Origin of the sequence: Bartonella sp. MU37NMGALS (assembly GCF_042194015.1) — a bacterium.
Lineage (GTDB): Bacteria > Pseudomonadota > Alphaproteobacteria > Rhizobiales > Rhizobiaceae > Bartonella > Bartonella grahamii.
In genome coordinates this window covers 1-528 of the sequence record NZ_JBHIML010000168.1, presented here as the reverse complement: position 1 = coordinate 528, position 528 = coordinate 1, and the positions used below count along the sequence as shown (strand labels likewise).

Annotated in this window: 1 protein-coding gene; it reads right to left on the bottom strand. The window is 39.0% G+C overall.

Features of this window, described 5'->3' with window-relative positions:
- Positions 1–487: hypothetical protein (locus ACFIJP_RS09750; RefSeq protein WP_375627233.1), on the bottom strand; the 487-nt coding region annotated here is incomplete at its 3' end.
- Positions 488–528: the final 41 nt, after the last annotated feature.

Sequence of the window (528 nt, the reverse complement as noted above, 5' to 3'; positions counted from 1 at the left end):
AAATTATTGCGTTCCCATATACACGAGCATTGTCGTAAACCTTGGCACTATTCTTTATTCGTGCATTCTCAAAAACTTCTGCGTCACCATAAATGAGTGCGCTATTGTAAACTTCTGCATCACCGTAAACATGAGATTTGTCGCGAACAACAGCATCACCAAAAACATGTGCACTACCAGAAACTTCGGCATTACCAAAAACAACAGCACGACTGTAAACTTGTGCATCAGAATAAACTGAAGCATTTCCACTAATACAGGCGCCATCAAATATCTTGGCATTATGAAAAATGGTAGCGCTTTCAAGCACCTTGGCATCATCATAGACCCAGCAATTGCCATCATGACCTAAGTTATATTCCTTTTCAATAAAGCCACCAAGATCTCCTTTTTTGACATCATCAAAATCCCTTAAAGCACGAATACGGTGAAGAGTTTTTCCATCAAACTGAATTGTTTCATCAGTAAGTTCGTATTTTTTTTCCATGGTTTATTTCCTTGATTTGCGTACAATTCACCCGTGGCGTG